This window comes from Streptomyces olivaceoviridis, assembly GCF_014650115.1.
Classification (GTDB): Bacteria; Actinomycetota; Actinomycetes; order Streptomycetales; family Streptomycetaceae; genus Streptomyces; species Streptomyces olivaceoviridis.
In genome coordinates this window covers 122,559-136,393 of sequence record NZ_BMUI01000019.1, presented here as the reverse complement: position 1 = coordinate 136,393, position 13,835 = coordinate 122,559, and the positions used below count along the sequence as shown (strand labels likewise).

Sequence of the window (13,835 nt, the reverse complement as noted above, 5' to 3'; positions counted from 1 at the left end):
ACCCGGTCATCTGCTTCCGCGCACCGTACGCGGCGGTCGAGCGGGGCTCCGCGCGGACGGCCGGACGCGGCCACCGGATCGCGCGGCGGTGTCCGTCCGCCGTGGCCGGTGCCGGCGGTTCCCGGGCCTCGCCGCCGCGCGCACACCCCGGCACAGCCGCTGACGGCCCCCGTGTGCCAGGAGCTTGTCCAGGGAGCATCAACCGACGACCGGAGGCCGGGCCATGACCGAACGCGTACTGATCACTGGTGGTGCCGGATTCGTGGGACTGCATCTCGCGCGGCACCTGCTCACGCAGGGCGCCGAGGTGGTCCTGCTCGATGACTTCTCACGAGGGCGGCGGGACGACGAACTGCTCGCCCTCCAGCAGCACGTGTCGGTCGTGGAGCACGACCTGTCCCGTCCGCTCCCGGACGACCTGCTGTCCGGGTCGTTCGACGCCGTCTATCACCTCGCCGGTGTCGTCGGCGTGGCGCGTGCCACCCAGTACCCCGCCCAGGTGCTCAATGTGAACCTGCGCGCGGCGCTGCACGTCCTCGACTGGTGCCGCCGTCGGCAGCCGGGCGCCGTGTTCCTCAGCTCCACCAGCGAGGTCGCCGACGGCGCCGCCGCGTTGGGGCTGGTGGACTTCCCCACTTCGGAGGACGGACCCTTCGCGCTGGCCGCCCCGGCTCGCCCGCGTGCCTCGTACGCGTTGAGCAAACTGGTGGCGGAGGTGCTCTTCCGGCAGTGCGCGCACGAGTTCCGGGTCAGGGTCGGGCGCTACCACAACATCTACGGCCCCCGCATGGGGTACGAGCACGTCATCCCCGAGTTCATCGAGCGCGGCCTCGGCCGGCTGGACCCCTTCCCCCTGTACGGCGCGACGCAGACCAGGGCGTTCTGCTACATCGACGACGCCGTGGAGGCGACCGTCGCACTGATGCGGCTGGGCACGGACGAGGCGGTCGTCGCGAACATCGGCAACGACGAGGAGGAGATCGAGATCCGCCGCCTGGCCGGCCGTGTCGTGGCACTGTGCGGCTACTCCCCCGCGATGCGGGTCTTCGCCGCGCCCTCCGGCTCCCCCCAGCGCCGCCTGCCGGACCTGACGGTGCTCCGGGAGGCGACCGGCTACCGGCCGAAGGTTCCCCTGGACGAAGGGCTCCGGCTCACCCACGCGTGGTACGCCGCACACCGGACGCCCGCGGAAGGCCCCCGGTGACCGGGTTCACCGTGCGGGACGGCCGGCTGTGGCGCGACGGGGAGCGGTTCGTCGCGGTGGGGGTGGACTACCACCCGTCGGGAGCGGGCTGCCGCATCTGGACCGACTGGGATCCCGCCGCGATCGAACGGGACTTGAGGGAGATCGCCGACGCGGGCTTCTCCGTCGTCCGGTTCTTCGTGTTCTGGCGCGACTTCGAACCCGAGCCCGGCCGCTTGCTGCCCGAGGCCCTGGCCAGGTTGCGGCACACCGTGGAGTGTGCCGCGAGCGCGGGGCTCGCCTGTGTCGTCTCGCTGTTCACGATCTGGATGAACGGCCAGCTCCTCGATCCCGCCTGGCGGCACGGCCGGAGCCTGTTCCTGGACGCGGACATGCTCGCCCGACAGGAGGAGTTCGCCGCCGCGGTCGGACGCGAACTGCGGGGCACCACCGCCCTGCTGGCCATCGACCTCGGCGACGAGATCGGCAACGTGTCACCGGACCCGGCGCCGTCCGCGGCGGACGTAGCCGCCTGGCACCACCGACTGGCGACCGTGCTCCGCCGGGAACTGCCGGGCGTACTGGTGACACAGGCGAACGACGTCTCCGGTGTGCTCGGCCAGTCGGTGTTCGGGCCCGCCAACTCGGCCGCCCTGGACATGATCTCGGTGCACGGGTTCCCGACCTGGTCACCCGGCTCGATCGAGTCGACCACCGCGTACAAGGCGACGTCCCTCGCCCCCTTCCTCGTGCGCTTCGCCGCCGCGTACGGTGTGCCGTTCGTCGACGAGCTGGGCGCTTACGGCGTCGACGAGGAGGTGGCCGCGCACTACCTGCGGGCTGCCGCGGCCTCCAGCCTGGCGAACGGGGCGGCGGGCGTGCTGGCCTGGTGCTGGCAGGACATCGCGTCCGTCGACGAGCCTTACTCGCGCCACCCCTCGGAGCGGTTCGTCGGGCTGCGCCACCTGGACGGCACGGCCAAGCCGGCGCTCACCGCGCTGCGGAAGGTGGCCGGGGCGGCGCGGGAGCTGAGCGACGTACGCCGCGGCCGGGCGAGGATCGCGCTCTACGTGCCGGAGCGCACCCGTGCGGGCGGCGCTTCCTACCTGGACCCCGAGCCGGGCACCCTGGCGACGTTCTACGCGCATCTGCTGCTCAAGCGCGCCCACCTCGACGCCGACATCGTCAGCGGCGACCTCGACGGCTACCGCCTGGTGGTGTGTCCGTCGGCCACGATGCTGACGATGACGGACCTGGAACGGCTACGCCGCCACCTCGACTCGGGCGGGTTCCTCTTCTGCTCGATGGGTGACCGGTTGCACGGCTTCCCCGGCGAGGACATCGCCGGAGCACGACTCGTGGACTTCTCCCTCCTGCCGGACGGGAAGACCGGCTTCCGCTGGGACGCGGACGCGTGGCCGGTCGACTGGGACGCCGGCCGGGCGCCCGCCGTCACCGTCCGCACGACGACGGGGACGTGCCTGGGGCGCTTCGGTGACGGCACACCGGCACTCGTCCTGAACGAGGTGGGCGAGGGCCGGGTGCTGTTCTGCGCGGCGCCGTTCGAGCGCCAGCTCGACCGGCCCGGACGGCTCACCTCCGGCAACGCCGAACACCTCTACCGGCGCGTGGCCGAGCTGGCCGGGATCCCCGCGGACGTCGACTGCGCCGACCCGGACGTCGAGATCGTTCCCGACGGCACGGACCGCCCGCGACGCGCCGCCGTCATCAACCATGGCACCGCGCCCGCCCGAGTGGACCTGGCCTGGCGCGCGGGCCGGCGGCACGTACGCGTGCCGGTGAGCGTCGGCGCCAAGGACTGGTGCGTCGTGGACCGCCCGGCGCCGGCCGGGTGACCCGGGGCGACCGGCTGCCCACCGTGCGGACCTCCCCGTCCGCACCTCAGCGAGCACGTGAGTGAAAGGAGTGGTTCCCGTGCGGACACTGTCCGACCCCGTTCTTGCCGGGCTGCGGACCGCGCTCACCGGAGCGTCCGACCGGCCGCTCGTCCTGGTCGGGAACTTCGAGGTGGAGGAGCACTGGGGCGCCTCGGAACCCGGCCTGCCGCACATGGCCATGAACGGCAGCCGCGCCATCGTCAACCACATGGACGAGCTGGCCCTGTCGCTCGCCGGAGCGGGCGACTACGTCCTGCTCAAGGCGGCACCCGACCCGGAGTTCCTGGCCTACCTGCACGGCCTCGGCCTGGCCGTCCCCACCGTGCTGACGCCCCGCGCGCCGGACCCGGCGCGCACCGTCACGCAGGACGCGCTGGCAGACCCGGACCTGCTCGCCACCCTGCGCGGCCTCGCCGCGGTCCGCGCCCATCTGTGGGCCCACGGCATCTCCGAGGACGAGGAACGGCTGACCGTCGGCTGCGGGCTGCGGGCGGCCGGTCCGACGGCCGCCGTCTGCAAGCGCGTCAACAGCAAGATCTACAGCCGTCTCACCGCGGACCGCCTCGGGATACCCCAGCCGGCCGGGATGGTCTGCCGGGACGCGGACGAGTTCGACGCCGCGTGCGAACGGGCCGCCTCCTGGCTCGGTGCGGGCCGTCCCGTGGTGCTCAAGGACGCCTACGGGGTCTCCGGGAAGGGCCTCCTCGTGGTGCGGGACGAGGCCAGGCTCCGTCAGGTGCGGCGCCTGATCGCGCGGCGCGCGCAGCGCTCCGGCAACCGGCGCCTCGGTCTGGTCATGGAGGAGTGGCTGCCCAAACGCACCGATCTCAACTACCAGTTCACCGTCGGACGCGACGGCTCCGTGCGGTACGACTTCGTCAAGGAGGCCCTGACCGAAGGCGGTTCCCACCAGGGTCACCGGATGCCGGTCCGGCTGACCGAGGCCCAGTCGGACGGAGTCCGCGAGGCGGCACACGCGCTGGGCGGGGCCCTGGCGGCCGACGGCTACTTCGGCGTCGTCGGCGTCGACGGTCTGATCACCGAGGACGACCGGCTGTACCCCGTGCTGGAGATCAACGCGCGCAACAACATGTCCACGTACCAGGAACGGCTCAGGGCGATGTTCTTCGACGCGGACCAGACCGCTCTCGCCAAGCGCTATCCGGTACGGCTTCGGCGCCGGCTGCCGTTCGGTGAGTTGCGCGCCCTCCTGGACGGCCTCCTGCTCGTGGACGGGACCGACGGCGGCGTGCTGATCAACTGCTTCGCCACGGTCAACGCGGGCGCCCCGGCCGACGGGTCCTCGCCGGGAGAGACCTTCGAGGGGCGTCTGTACGCCGTGGTGGTGGCCGGCTCGCCGAGCCGGGCCGAGGCACTGGACCGGGAACTGGCGCGGCGGCTCGGGACACTCGCCGGCCGCCCGGTGACCGGGTGAGGCGGGCAGCGGATGTGGGATGACGGTGACCTCCTCGCCGTCCGCGAGCGCCCGCCCTCCGCCCGCGAGGTGCACCTCTGGACCATCGCCCCGGACGCACCGCCGGAGGTCGCCGACCAGCTCGCCACCGTCCTGGACGCGGCGGCGCGCAGGCGCTGCTCCGGCCTCCCCGACGCACGCCGTGCGCGGTCCTTCGTCGCCGTGCACGGTGCCGTGCGCGTGATCCTCGGCAGGTACCGGGGAACGGCGCCGGACCGCTTGGGGCTGCGCGCCGGAAGGTGGGGCAAGCCGGAGCTGGTGGACGGCGACGGGCTGCGGTTCAGCCTCACGCACTCGGGCGGCGCGGTGCTCCTCGCGGTCACCGGCGGCGGCCGGGACGTGGGCGTCGACATCGAGGGGGGACGTCCCGGCGGCGCGGCCGAAGCACTCGCCGCCCGGTACTTCCCGCCGCAGGAGAGCGCGCTGGTGGCCTCGGCCGCGCCGGGGCGGCGAAGGGACACCAGCCTGCGGTTGTGGACCCGGAAGGAGGCGTGCGTGAAGGCGGCCGGCGCCCGTCTCGCGCTGGGACTCGGCCTGCCCGTCGCGGGTGACGGCGACGTACGGCTCGTCGACGACCCCACCGGACGGCTGCCCGCGCCCTGGCTGGTACGCGACCTCGACGCCCCGGCCGGATACCGGGCCGCGGTCGCGATGGCCGGCCCCGAACCGTACGCCGTGCGCCGAAGGCGGTTGCGCCCCTCGGACCTCGCGTGCCACCTCGGCACAGCGCCAGGCCCGGCGGGCGGCGATCCGGGCCCGAGCGCCGGAAACCGCTTCGTGGACCTCACCGAAGGAGAGACCCAGCCTTGAATCCGCACAACGGACCCCGCCCATGACGGACGCGCCGACAGCCGTCTCCGAGCTGTACACCGCCCTGTGCCGGCACCGGGACGCGGCGCCGGACGCGGTCGCCCTGCGGACGGCGACGGCGAACGGCCGGCACCGGACGTTCACCCGGGCCGAGTTCTGCGCCGACGTGCTGTCCGTCGCCGCGGGCGGCCGGATCACGGCGGACCGGTCACCGGTCGTCGTACGGGTGGACGGCAGCGCCGAGAGCATCGTGACCGTCGTCGGACTCGCCCTGACGGGGGCGGACCTCCTGCTGATCGAGGAGGAGAGTTCCTACCTCGCCGACCCGGGATCGGCGCTGCGCCGGCTCGCACCGTCGACCGTGGTGGGGCCCCCGGCCACGGCGCCGGACGCGCCGGACCCGAACACGTACCTCACCTACGAGGAGTGCCGTGGCGAGTTCCGGCGCCCGGCCGCCGGCCGGGACGGCGAGATCCTCCAGATGACGTCCGGTTCGACCGGCGAACCACGGGTCGTACGGCAGCCGTTGCGCCATGTGCTGCGGGGTGCCCGCACCTACGGGGACGTCCTGCGGCTCGGCCCCGGGGACACCCTGCTCACCGCCGTGCCGGCGGCCCACTCCTTCGGCCTCGTCGGGGGGCTGATGGCCGCCCTGGTGTCGGGGGCCGGCCTCTGGGCGCTGCCCCGGTTCGGGCTCCGGCCGCTGCTGGACGGGCTCGACGCGGGTGCCACGGTGCTGCTGGGCACACCGCTGGTCTACGAGTTGCTGACCCGCGTGCTCCGGACGCGGAACCGGCCCCCGGCGCTCCGGGTCGCGTTGTCCTCGGGGGGACCGCTCGCCCCGGCGGTGGCGGCCGAGGCCGCGAGCGGTCTCGGAGTGCCGGTCCGGCAGATCTACGGGAGCACGGAGACCGGACTCATCGCCGTCCAGCCCGGCCACGCCGAAGCCTGGCCCGCGAACGCCGTGGGCGTGGCCGCGCCCGGGGTCGGCCTGCGCGTCGAGCCGCCCGGCGGTGAGGGTGAGCTCCTGGTGCGCACGCCGACGCTCCTGTCGGGCTACGCGGCGGAACCGGGAGGTCCCCCGCTCACCGAGGACGGCTTCTACCGGACCGGCGACGTGGCGAGGATCGACGCCGAGGGACGCGTCTTCCTGATCGGACGCAAGAGCACCTTCGTCAACGTCGGGGGCAGGAAGGTCAACCCCCGCCGCATCGAGCGGATCCTCGCCGAACACCCCGCCGTACGGGAGGTCCACGTCCACGGAGTGGCCGCGCCGGGGGCGGAGGAACACATGGAGGCGGTGGTCGTACCCGACCCGGGGACGACGGTCGCCGACCTCGCCCGGTTCTGCCGTACGCGCGGGCTGCTGCCCTACGAGGTCCCGCACCGTTTCCACGTCGTGGACCGGCTGCCGCGTACCTCGATGGGCAAGGTCGACCGCCGCCGCGTGCGCGCCGCGACCGCCGGCACCGCGACCGACGGAGCCACCAGCCCCACCACGTCCGTACCGGCCGCACAGGGCCGGACGACCGAGCCCAGCGGGAGCGAGGACAAAGACCATGAGTGACTCAAGCGCACGGCGGGACACCCCCCTTGTCGCCGTCATCGGACTGGGATACGTCGGACTGACACTTGCGGTGTCGCTGGCCCGTGCCGGGGCGCGGGTCGTGGGCGTCGAGACGAACCCGCGGGTACGCACGGCGCTCGCCGCGAAACAGCCCCCGCTGTTCGAGCCGGGAGTGGCCGAACTGCTGCGCACGCTGCCGGAGGACCGTTTCAGGGTGGTCGACGCCCTCCCCGACGGCGGCCTGGACGCCGTCGTCATCTGCGTGGGCACCGCTGTCGACCCGCAGACCAAACGCCCCGACCTGCGCCATCTGGAGGCGGCCGTCGAACACACCGTGGCCCATGTCGCGGACGACACCTTGGTGGTCGTGCGCAGCACGGTGCCGGTGGGCACCTGCCGGCAGCACGTCCTCCCGCGTTTGCGCGAGCGGGTGCGCCGACCGCTCCTGGCCTTCTGCCCGGAGCGGACGATCCAGGGCCGGGCGCTCGAAGAGCTCTCCTCGTTGCCCCAGGTGATCGGCGGCGTCGACGAGCGTTCCGCGGCCCGCGCGGAGGAGTTGTTCGCCCTCGTGTCCGCGGACCGGGTGGTCGTCTCGGCCCTTGAGCCGGCGGAGATGGTGAAGCTGGTGTGCAACGCGCACACCGACCTCATCTACGGTTTCGGGAACGAGATCGCCCTGATGGCCGACGCGCTCGGTGTCGACGGCAACGAGGTCGTCGCCGCGGCGAACCTGCGCTATCCGCGCCCCGACCTGTCCCGGCCCGGGACCGTGGGGGGAAGTTGTCTCACCAAGGACCCCTACCTGCTGATCCACGGCGCGCAGGCGGCCGGGTACCACCCGCCGATGGTGCAGGCCGCCCGTGCGGTCAACGAGCGTGTGCCGCAGTTCGTCGCCGATCACGTGTTGAAGGCCCTGGCCGAGAAGGGCCGTCCGCCGAAGGAGGCCAAGGTCTTCGTCTGCGGCATGGCGTACAAGGGCCGGCCCGAGACCGACGACGTACGGGGAACGGCGGCGGCCGAGATCGCCCGGGCCCTGCGCGGCCGGGTCGGCGCCCTGGCCGGCCACGACTTCGTCGTCGGCGAGGAGCAGACCGCGGGGCTCGGGTTCGAACCGGTCGGTGTCCCCGAGGGACTGGACGGCGCGGACGCGCTGGTGCTCCTCGTGGATCACCCCCGCTACGCGGAGCGGATCGGCATCGACGCGATCAGGGCCGGGATGCGCGCGCCGGCCCTGGTCTTCGACGTGTGGGGGGTGCTGGCCCCGGCGCTCCGGGACGCCGAAGGCGTCGCGTACAAGAGGTTCGGCAGCGGCTGAGCCGGTAGGGCGGGGGCCGTCTGCCGCCGGGAGGTGTCCCGGCGGCAGACGGCCCCCGCCGTCCGTGGACAGGGTCCACCGGGCCGTTCAGGAGGCGCACTCCAGCACCACTTTGAAGGCCCGGTGCCGGTCGAAGAGCCGGTACGCCTCGGCTGCCGCCTCCAGCGGGAGGCGGTGGGTGACGATGCCGCCGGGGTCGACGCCCGCGCGGATCACCCCGAGCACCCGGTCGCGCAGGGCGATCGGGTTGCCCACGGTGAAACGTACCGACAGCTCGCGGGCGAACGCCTGCCCGGTGGGGAAGGGCATCGCCGTCGAGTGGTGGGCGCCCAGCGCGACGACGGTGCCGCACGGGCCCGTGGCGTCCAGCGCGCAGGCCAGCGCGGTATCACTGCCGACGGCCTCGATCACCGCGTCGGCGCCGCGACCGCCGGTGGCCGCGCGCAGCGCCTCGGCGAAGTCCGCGGGGGCGACGGCACGCACACCGAACTCGGCGGCCTGCTGCCGTCGTCGCGCATCGGGCTCGGCGACGACGATCTCCGCGGCCCCGGCCAGGGCGCCGCACCGTGCGGCGAGCACCCCGACGGGCCCCGCCCCCACGACGCCCAGCACGTCACCCGGCTCGCACCGGGCCGCGCGGACGCCGGCGTACGCGGTGGTGAGCACGTCACCGACGAACAGTGCCTGCTCGTCGGTCACCGAGTCCGGGGTGCGGGCGAGCACGACGTCGGCGAAGGGCACGCGGACGTACTGCGCCTGCCCGCCGGCCACCGAGGGGCCGGCCACGTCCGCATACCCGAACAGGGATCCGGCACCGCACTGGTAGTGCCGGCCGCGCAGGCAGTCGGAGCACCGCCCGCACGCGATGACGTCGGACGCGAAGACCCTCTCGCCGACGGCGAACGGCACCTCGGGACCGGCTTCGTGGACGCGTCCGGCGAACTCGTGGCCCAGCACCGTCCCCGCCGGGAAGCCGGGCAGCTCGCCGCGGTAGGGGTGCAGGTCGGTCCCGCAGACGGCGGCGCGCGTGACACGGACGACCGCGTCACGGGGACCGAGCGGACGGGGCACCGGCACGTCCTGGACCTCGACCTCCCCCGGCCCCCTGTAGACCACGGCTCTCATCGCTTCACCGCCTCGGTGAGCCGCCCCGCCACGTACGCCACGTCGTCGGCGGTCATCCGTGCGTGCAAGGGCAGCGACAGCAGGGTGCCCGCCAGCGCCTCGGTCACCGGAAGCCGCTGCTCGGGCGTCGCGGGGTCGCGGCGGCCTGCGACGACGTCCCGGTAGTACGACAGCAGGTGGGTGGGCGGGTAGTGCACGGACGTCTGGATCCCCGCCGCCTTGAGGAGCTCCTGCACCTCCGGGCGCGGCACCCCGGGCGGCAGTACGACCGCCATGAGGTGGTGGGCCGTGTCCGCCCGGTGCGCGGCGAACGGCACGGTCAGTCCCGGCACCCCGTGGAGCATCTCGTGGTAGCGGCGCGCCAGTTCACGGCGGATGCGGCGGTCGTCGGGGAGCCGGGCGAGCTGGACCCGGCCGATGGCGGAGGCCATCTCGGTGGGGCGGTAGTTGAAGCCGAGGCCCGGTACGTCGTAGTCGGAGGCTCCCGTGCGCATACGGTCCCAGGTGGAGCGGGTCAGGCAGTGGGCGCGCGCCGACCGGACCTGTGCCAGGACGTCGGGGTCCCGCGCCACGACCATGCCGCCCTCCCCCGTCGTCATGTTCTTGGACGCGAAGAAGCTGAAACAGCCGATGTCGCCGATGGTGCCCAGCGCTCCGTCCGGGGTCCGGACCACGGGGGCGTGGGCCGCGTCCTCGATGACCGGGACGCCGTGCGCTCGGGCGAGGTCGGTGATCTCCCGGGCTCGGGCCGGGTATCCGCCGTAGTGCATCACCACGACGGCCTTGGTCCGCTCGGTCATCAGCCGGGCCACGTCGGCCGGGGCGAGGGTGGGTTCGCCGGGCGAGAGCACATCGGCGAAGACGGGAACACCGCCCTGCAACGTGACCATGGCGGCGGAGGCGACGAAGGTGAGCGAGGGGACGATCACCTCGTCCCCCGGTCCGATGCCGAGGGCCGACAGGGCGAGGTGCAGTGCCGCGGTGCCGCTGCTCACGGCCACGGCGTCGGGAGCGTCCAGGGCGGCTGCGAACCGCCGCTCGAAGTCCCGGGTCACCGGTCCCGCGGACAGCCAGCCTGAGCTGAGCACGTCGGTGACGGCTGCGATCTCCTGCGCACTCACCGTGTTGTCGGCCAAGTTGACCCGGTGGGGGGGAGCTGGTGTGTCTGCGGTGGCCACGGGCCGGTTCCTCCGTTGCTGGTCAGGGAGAGGGGACGGATGACGGGTAGCCGCGCTCCACTGCGCGCACGACCTGGTCCCACGACATCTCGGCCCGCACACGGCGCAGACCGGCGGTGCCGAGGGCGCGGCGGGCGGTGCCGTCGGTCAGCAGCCTCAGCAGCGCGTCGGCGACGGCCGCCGGGCGGGCATCGGCCACGATCCCGTCCACACCGTCGCGCACCACCTCGCCGACACCGGGGAACCGGCCCGTCACCACGGGCTTGCCGCAGGCCCACGCCTCGGCGAACACGAGTGGGAACACGTCGGCGCTGGTGGGCAGGCACAGCACGGAGCAGGCGGCCAGCGCGTCGTGTTTCTCCTGGTCGGACAGCAGGCCGACGTCGACGACACGGGCGTCGAGCGGGCCCCGGAAGGCTCGGGCCGCCTGGGCGTCGCCGACCGGGCCGGCGAAGACGAAGAGGGTGTCCGGCAGGTGTTGCCACACCCGTGGCGCGGCGTCGAGGAGCACCTGGTACCCCTTGGAGGCGATCCGCCGGCCGAGGAACAGGACGAGGTCGCCGGTCAGTTCGCGCCGTGCGCGGAAGGCGGCCGGGTCCGGGGTGCCGACCAGGTCGGGCGCCTGCGGAAGGGCGCGCACACGGGCGCCGGACACGCCCATGGCCTCCAGGGCGGCCGTTTCCGCCTGCGTCAGGGTGTAGACGACTCCGGCCTCGCGGCACAGCGCCGCGCCCAGGTCCCGGTCGGGCCACACCTCGGGCGCGGAGGCCGGGGTGAGGACGAACGAGGCGTTCCAGCCACGGGCCAGCTCATGGGCTTGGGCCACGGCTCGGGGAAGCGCGACGTCGTAGGCGTGCACCACGTCGGGGCGCGGCCAGGGGCGGTCGGACAGCAACTCCGCTACGGACCGGAAGACCGGGCAGTGCGCGGTACGCAGGTCGTCGGGGGGCAGCGCGTCGGTGAGCGTGGCCACCTGGTGCCCGCGGCGCGCGAGGGCCGACGTGGTGCGCCAGGCCATCCGTTCGGCCCCTGACGTCCGGCCCTGCCCCGAGCCGCCGAAGACCGTGAGGACGCGGCTCATGCGGGACGCGCGTTCTGGACGGGGTCCGGGTCCGCTGTGACGTAGCTGCCGGGGTCGGCGAGGAACGCGCGCGCGGCGGTGTGATAGCTGCCCAGGGTTCCGATGTCGTGCCACGACCCGAGGACCCGGTGCCCCCGGACGCGTTCACCCCGGTCGATGACCGCGCCGATCAGGGTGGGCATGTCCATGTGGTGACCGGCCGGGATGTACGCGCGTACGGCGGGGTCGATCACGTACATCCCCGACGAGAAGTCGACGTTGATGCGCGGCTTCTCCCGTATGCGCGCCACCCGGCCGTCCTCGTCCAGGTCGAGCACCCCGTAGGCGACGGGGATCTGGGTGCGGCGGACGGCCACCGTCATGATCGGCCGGTGCCGCTGGTGGGCCGCGAACAGGTCGCCGAAGTCGGTCGAGGTCAGAATGTCGCCGTTCATCACCAGGGCGGGGGACGTCCAGTCCGGCACCAGGCGCAGGGGTGCGGCGGTGCCGAGCGGATCGCGGTCCCAGCAGTAGTCGATCGCCACGCCGAACCGCTCGCCGTCACCGAAGTCGCGTTCCACGAGTTCGCCGAAGTGCGACACGCAGAAGGTCAGCCGGTCGAATCCGGCACGGCGCAACTGCTGGGTGATGATGCCGAGAATCGAGTCGTCGCCCATCTTCATCAGGGGCTTCGGGAGGTTTCGCGTCAACGCGCCGAGACGGGAACCCTTTCCGCCCGCCATGACAATCGCATGCATGTTCGCTTCTCCGGGTGGTCGCGATTCCGGGATGCCGCCGGGCGCGCTCACTCTGCCGAATTCCCCGGTGACCCACCAACACCCGATGGTCGCCCCCTTGAGGTAACCGGATCGGCATACCTGAAAAAGGACCGCCAAGGAGGGTCGTACTCGGTGGGGTCGGCGGAGATATTGGTGACCGCGACAAGCGTGCCGTCCGACCACTCGCCGCCATCGGAGGTTGCCTTGGTGTCCCTTGAGGCCGTGTCGAGCCACATCCCGAGCCGGCGCGTCCGAGTCTCCGAGTACCTGCGGCGCTACGGCTTCAGCGAGAAGCGCATCGACATGCACATCCGCTACTTCGGGTTCGGAGAGGTCCCGTGCGACCCCGACGAAGGGCCGGTGGCACAACTCGTCGCGGCGGCGGCCGGACTGGGGCTGCGCGGCCGGGAGCACCGGGTGCGTTACGTGCTGCACGCGCGCACGATGCCGGTGACCGCCCCGTACCCGGTCAATCCGCTCCGGAGGGTGTGCGAGGAACTCGGCTTGGCGGACAGCACCGCGTTCACCCTCACCCAGCACGCCTGCGCCTCCAGCCTGCTCGCCGTCCAACTGGCCGGGCAGTTGCTCGCCGACGACGGCGACCCGGACGCCCGCGCACTCGTCCTCGCCGGGGAGAAGACGTTCACCTCCGCCGCCCAGGTCATCGCCGACACCGGAGTCATGGGCGAGGGCGCGGCGGCGATCCTGGTCGCGCCGCGGGGTGGGCGCGACCGTGTGCTCGGCTACGCCACGCACACCCTGGGCGAGTTCCACAGCGCGCCGTGGTCGGACGAGGCCACCAGCGCCCGGTTCAACCAGATCTATCCGAAGGCGCTCGCGGAGGTGATGCTCGCCGCGGTCGAGACGGCCGGCCTGACGCTGGACGACATCACCCTGGTGCTGCCGCACAACGTCAACCGGATGTCCTGGCTCAGGGTGTTGCGCCACCTCGGGATCCAGGGGAACGGCCGGCTGTTCCTCGACAACCTGGCGACGCTCGGCCACTGCTTCGGGGCCGACGCCTTCATCAACCTCCAGTCGGCCCGCGCGCAGGGGCGCCTGCGGACGGGCGACCGCTCCATCATGACGGCCGTGGGGCTGGGAGCCACGTTCTCCGCCATGGTCCTCCAGCACTGAAAGCCACCGCACACCACCGAAGAAGGGCAGCCCATGGAGACCTCGAACGTCAGCACCTCGACCCCTCAGCTGACCAGCACGGTGATCGGGACCGTCGCGCGCATGGTGTCGCGCGAGCCCCGGTCGATCTCCCCGGAGACCCGGTTCCTGGACGACCTCAACTTCGACTCGACCATGGTCCTGGAACTGCTGATGAATCTGGAGACCGATCTCGACACCGAATTCGACCCGGAGACGCTGGAGCCCAGTGACTTCGACACGGTGGGCACCCTGGTCGCCTACCTGACCCGGCAGTTCGAGGCGTAGCCG

Annotated in this window: 12 protein-coding genes; 8 read left to right on the top strand and 4 right to left on the bottom strand. The window is 73.1% G+C overall.

The window, feature by feature from the left end; translation table 11 throughout:
- Nucleotides 1-223 precede the first annotated feature (223 nt).
- The 6 genes from IE273_RS30150 (at nucleotide 224) to IE273_RS30125 (ending at nucleotide 8,247) form a co-directional block, all read left to right on the top strand.
- A complete protein-coding gene (locus tag IE273_RS30150) occupies nucleotides 224-1,204 on the top strand; it encodes an NAD-dependent epimerase/dehydratase family protein (protein WP_189818330.1) in 981 nt (326 codons plus the stop codon).
- Nucleotides 1,201-3,039 carry a beta-galactosidase trimerization domain-containing protein gene (locus IE273_RS30145; protein ID WP_189818329.1) on the top strand — a complete coding sequence of 613 codons (1,839 nt, stop codon included), beginning with the start codon at nucleotides 1,201-1,203 and terminating at the stop codon, nucleotides 3,037-3,039. The genes IE273_RS30150 and IE273_RS30145 overlap by 4 nt, the downstream gene beginning before the upstream one ends.
- Nucleotides 3,040-3,118: 79 nt before the next feature.
- Nucleotides 3,119-4,516 (top strand): preATP grasp domain-containing protein, encoded by a 1,398-nt coding sequence (locus IE273_RS30140; RefSeq protein WP_229887694.1) that lies wholly within the window; start codon nucleotides 3,119-3,121, stop codon nucleotides 4,514-4,516.
- A gap of 12 nt (nucleotides 4,517-4,528) precedes the next feature.
- Complete coding sequence (locus IE273_RS30135; RefSeq protein ID WP_189818328.1) at nucleotides 4,529-5,365, top strand: 4'-phosphopantetheinyl transferase family protein; 837 nt, start codon at nucleotides 4,529-4,531, stop codon at nucleotides 5,363-5,365.
- 22 nt (nucleotides 5,366-5,387) lie between these two features.
- Entirely contained in the window at nucleotides 5,388-6,932 is a 1,545-nt protein-coding gene (locus tag IE273_RS30130; protein ID WP_189818327.1) for a class I adenylate-forming enzyme family protein, read from the top strand.
- Nucleotides 6,925-8,247: a nucleotide sugar dehydrogenase gene (locus IE273_RS30125; RefSeq protein ID WP_189818326.1), complete on the top strand. Its 1,323-nt coding sequence runs from the start codon at nucleotides 6,925-6,927 to the stop codon at nucleotides 8,245-8,247. The genes IE273_RS30130 and IE273_RS30125 overlap by 8 nt, the downstream gene beginning before the upstream one ends.
- 87 nt (nucleotides 8,248-8,334) lie before the next feature.
- Here IE273_RS30125 and IE273_RS30120 read toward each other — a convergent pair whose 3' ends face one another.
- From IE273_RS30120 to IE273_RS30105, 4 genes are read right to left on the bottom strand one after another with little or no spacing between them, the layout of a single operon-like run.
- On the bottom strand, nucleotides 8,335-9,372 hold the full coding sequence (locus IE273_RS30120; RefSeq protein ID WP_189818325.1) for an alcohol dehydrogenase catalytic domain-containing protein: 1,038 nt from the start codon (nucleotides 9,370-9,372) through the stop codon (nucleotides 8,335-8,337).
- Entirely contained in the window at nucleotides 9,369-10,550 is a 1,182-nt protein-coding gene (locus tag IE273_RS30115) for a DegT/DnrJ/EryC1/StrS family aminotransferase (protein WP_189818324.1), read from the bottom strand. The genes IE273_RS30120 and IE273_RS30115 overlap by 4 nt, the downstream gene beginning before the upstream one ends.
- Nucleotides 10,551-10,572: 22 nt before the next feature.
- On the bottom strand, nucleotides 10,573-11,631 hold the full coding sequence (locus tag IE273_RS30110; protein ID WP_189818323.1) for a glycosyltransferase family 4 protein: 1,059 nt from the start codon (nucleotides 11,629-11,631) through the stop codon (nucleotides 10,573-10,575).
- A complete protein-coding gene (locus IE273_RS30105) occupies nucleotides 11,628-12,368 on the bottom strand; it encodes a sugar phosphate nucleotidyltransferase (protein WP_189818322.1) in 741 nt (246 codons plus the stop codon). The genes IE273_RS30110 and IE273_RS30105 overlap by 4 nt, the downstream gene beginning before the upstream one ends.
- 228 nt (nucleotides 12,369-12,596) lie before the next feature.
- Here IE273_RS30105 and IE273_RS30100 point away from each other — a divergent pair, with 228 nt between their 5' ends.
- A complete protein-coding gene (locus IE273_RS30100) occupies nucleotides 12,597-13,526 on the top strand; it encodes a ketoacyl-ACP synthase III family protein (protein WP_229887693.1) in 930 nt (309 codons plus the stop codon).
- A gap of 33 nt (nucleotides 13,527-13,559) precedes the next feature.
- Nucleotides 13,560-13,832, top strand: a complete 273-nt coding sequence (locus IE273_RS30095; RefSeq protein ID WP_189818320.1) for an acyl carrier protein — start codon at nucleotides 13,560-13,562, stop codon at nucleotides 13,830-13,832.
- Nucleotides 13,833-13,835 lie beyond the last annotated feature (3 nt).

Bases quoted from the DNA above. Each gene is read 5' to 3' on its own strand.
- IE273_RS30120 (WP_189818325.1), bottom strand. From the start codon at position 9,372: ATGAGAGCCGTGGTCTACAGGGGGCCGGGGGAGGTCGAGGTCCAGGAC.
- IE273_RS30105 (WP_189818322.1), bottom strand. From the start codon at position 12,368: ATGCATGCGATTGTCATGGCGGGCGGAAAGGGTTCCCGTCTCGGCGCG.
- IE273_RS30150 (WP_189818330.1), top strand. From the start codon at position 224: ATGACCGAACGCGTACTGATCACTGGTGGTGCCGGATTCGTGGGACTG.
- IE273_RS30135 (WP_189818328.1), top strand. From the start codon at position 4,529: ATGTGGGATGACGGTGACCTCCTCGCCGTCCGCGAGCGCCCGCCCTCC.
- IE273_RS30130 (WP_189818327.1), top strand. From the start codon at position 5,388: ATGACGGACGCGCCGACAGCCGTCTCCGAGCTGTACACCGCCCTGTGC.
- IE273_RS30095 (WP_189818320.1), top strand. From the start codon at position 13,560: ATGGAGACCTCGAACGTCAGCACCTCGACCCCTCAGCTGACCAGCACG.
- IE273_RS30110 (WP_189818323.1), bottom strand. From the start codon at position 11,631: ATGAGCCGCGTCCTCACGGTCTTCGGCGGCTCGGGGCAGGGCCGGACG.
- IE273_RS30125 (WP_189818326.1), top strand. From the start codon at position 6,925: ATGAGTGACTCAAGCGCACGGCGGGACACCCCCCTTGTCGCCGTCATC.